Below are 2,571 nucleotides of genomic sequence, written 5' to 3'. Positions count from 1 at the left end.
CTTTAGACTTCTCCGGAAGTCGAATTAATGGAAACACGTAGCCATTCTGAGTCCACACGGTTGGATGAACTTTAGACTTCTCCGGAAGTCGAATTAATGGAAACAAATGGGTAGGTAGGCAATGCCTACCCTACGGAAGCAATTTTTTAGGGCGCACGGAGCGTGCGCCCCTACAGTTTCTGGGGTTCAACCAAGTGCAATCGTTTTAAGGGAATCGGTTTTAACGTCGCAATTGTATCCAGTAAATTCAGATTTTCCGTATCATATTATGTCCGGTTGAATAGTCACATTTAGGTGGAGACAAGTCAGAAGGCAGAGAGAGGGCAGAAGGGAAGGAGCAAGGTTGCAAATAAGAAGGATATTATGGTTATTTCGGCGGATATGATATCATTTGACAAATGCAGATATTAAAGGCTGAGGTTTCGGTTATCACACCAAGACAATAAGGCGATGCTTGAGGGTAAGAGATTTCCTTTTATTCGTTGAATGTTGCGGCTTTTGGACTGACTTCAAGCTGTAACTGTGAACGGTAAAAACAAACGTCAAACTCCATAAAGAAGTTGACTTATCCTAAAATTAGTGGTATTATTTACGCCTGAATCCCGGCAAACACAAGCTGTACAGGATCAAAAGGTGCGATCGCGGCTTGAACAATAACAATACGAGCCTCATACTGCGCCAAGTTTCCCGTTAAGTTTAACATCGTTGTCTGTTGCTCCCACTCATATCCCAGTTCAACGAGGTTAAGGATACCTTCATTATTTTATAACATAGCGCGATCGCATCTCAGGTGCTGGAACTTGTCCAATCGGACTTTAGCACGAACTCGCCGCTTAGGGTTAAGCCACTGAAATTTCATAGTGCAGTATCAAAACTTCCTCTCGTTTCAACGTAGCCATTGCATATTCCCGCCCCTGTAAATCCGCAAACTCTACTAAATACTGAGGTTCTTCTTGTTCATCGTAAATATTGACAACGGTACCCACCTGTCCAGATGGCAAAGCCTCAATTTTTACATAGTCGGGTTCAACCAGGTGCAACCGTTTTAATGGAATGGGTTTTAACGTCGCAATTGTATCCAGTAAATTCAGATTTTCCATATCACTTGACAAATGCAGATATTAGACGCGGATGTTTGTTTTTCGCCGTAATTTCCCAAATGGTTCGCAGAATTACTCGCTCAGATCCTGAATTGACAGATTCTGGTACAAGCCAATCTACCTTAAAGATTTGTCCAAACGGAGTTTTTTCTTCCTGAACCACCTCACCTTCCACAGCCGATTGTTGAATCAAGTTTCGTAACACTTCAGCATTACTTGCGGTTATTCCCAGGGCAGATTTGAAGACTTTAGCTTTATGCTTGCCGGATGAATGTTCAGGATTCAAGCAATAGCCAATCAACTTCTCCATGGGAATTTCAGCTTGATTGCCATTGGGGAGTTTCGTCATCTGTCTATTGTATCAGTTTATTCAATTGAACATCCTATCAGAGTCCCCGTTCTCGCAGAATCCGACTCTTCACGTCATTGGTTAACCGTTCATCCTGCAAAATTTCATTCAGCAAGGGTGCATTTTTACCCTGGTCATGTACAATGGCGATGGCAATAGCATAAAGATTCGCTGCTGGTAATACTCGCCCATTTATTACCAAATCCTCTCGGACAATTTGCGTCAGCAATTCGGAGTTATACTTGGCTAACTTGGTCAAAATTCCAGTAATGATTAATCGGTCAACTTTTTGACCAATATCCGTTGCTCGTAACAGCGCTCTGGTACAATCCCTGATGGGGGGAACTAGACGAGAATCCTCTAAATTGAGCATCTGATTTAGGGTGATGAATGCCGCTTTCGTTGTCATATCCAGGGTGGCTTTATGATTCTGTTCCACTAACCTCTGGGTTAATTTAAATGTGGCTTGGGCTAATTCCTGGGAAATCGAATGATGATGCCAAAGACAACAGTTGACCAGTTCATATAAAAGCTGTAAGACTTCCGGCGCTTTATCCTCAGCTAAGGCGTTAAAAAGGGTTTCAATTTCTGTTTCACTCACCTGTAAACCCCCATTCATCGCCGCAATTAATGCCTTCAATGCATTCTGACGCACACCCGTAATTGGAGATTGAACACAGATTGGTGCTATCTGAGAAGCAGCTTGAATCTGGGAGGCAAAATCCAGAACAACCCAGGATGCAGATTGGGCAACATCTCGTGATTTATCCAGACAGAGATTCAGCAGGGGAGTCATGGCGGCGTGAGAACCTTTTTCTATCTGAGAACGATAGAGTTTCACTAACGCTACTCGTGATTCTTTTGATTGAATGGTTTGCTGGAGATAGGGTTCTAGGGATGGGGGAATCCTATTCAATTTTTTAACAATTCCATTGGTTTGACGGGGGGGAAGTGTGGGGAGTAAGGAGTCCAGAAGTTGTGCCAGTTGCTGTTGTACGGGAGGAGAATGGGTGGCGAGGGCGTCAATGGCGCGAATTAATTCAACGGGGTGTTGGCTGACACGGGGGAGAATCCATTGGGTTAAGGCGAGTGGTAAGGGTGAGTCGGGAGATGGGGGAGATG

Annotated in this window: 2 protein-coding genes and 2 pseudogenes; all 4 read right to left on the bottom strand. The window is 43.9% G+C overall.

The features are described 5' to 3' along the window. Positions 1-475: 475 nt before the first annotated feature. A pseudogene (locus tag ACLFWI_RS29230) lies at positions 476-739 on the bottom strand (hypothetical protein); the annotation flags it as partial. A 100-nt stretch (positions 740-839) separates the two neighbouring features. Continuing rightward, a complete protein-coding gene (locus tag ACLFWI_RS29225) occupies positions 840-1,100 on the bottom strand; it encodes a DUF4926 domain-containing protein (RefSeq protein WP_006102534.1) in 261 nt (86 codons plus the stop codon). A 1-nt stretch (position 1,101) separates the two neighbouring features. Next, complete coding sequence (locus ACLFWI_RS29220) at positions 1,102-1,449, bottom strand: DUF6883 domain-containing protein (RefSeq protein ID WP_006102423.1); 348 nt, start codon at positions 1,447-1,449, stop codon at positions 1,102-1,104. A gap of 37 nt (positions 1,450-1,486) precedes the next feature. Continuing rightward, a pseudogene (locus ACLFWI_RS29215) lies at positions 1,487-2,571 on the bottom strand (hypothetical protein); the annotation flags it as partial.

Origin of the sequence: Coleofasciculus sp., assembly GCF_046539235.1 — a bacterium.
Classification (GTDB): domain Bacteria; phylum Cyanobacteriota; class Cyanobacteriia; order Cyanobacteriales; family Coleofasciculaceae; genus Coleofasciculus.
Note: the sequence above shows the minus strand (reverse complement) of the source record. Positions and strands in the feature narration are given on the sequence as shown.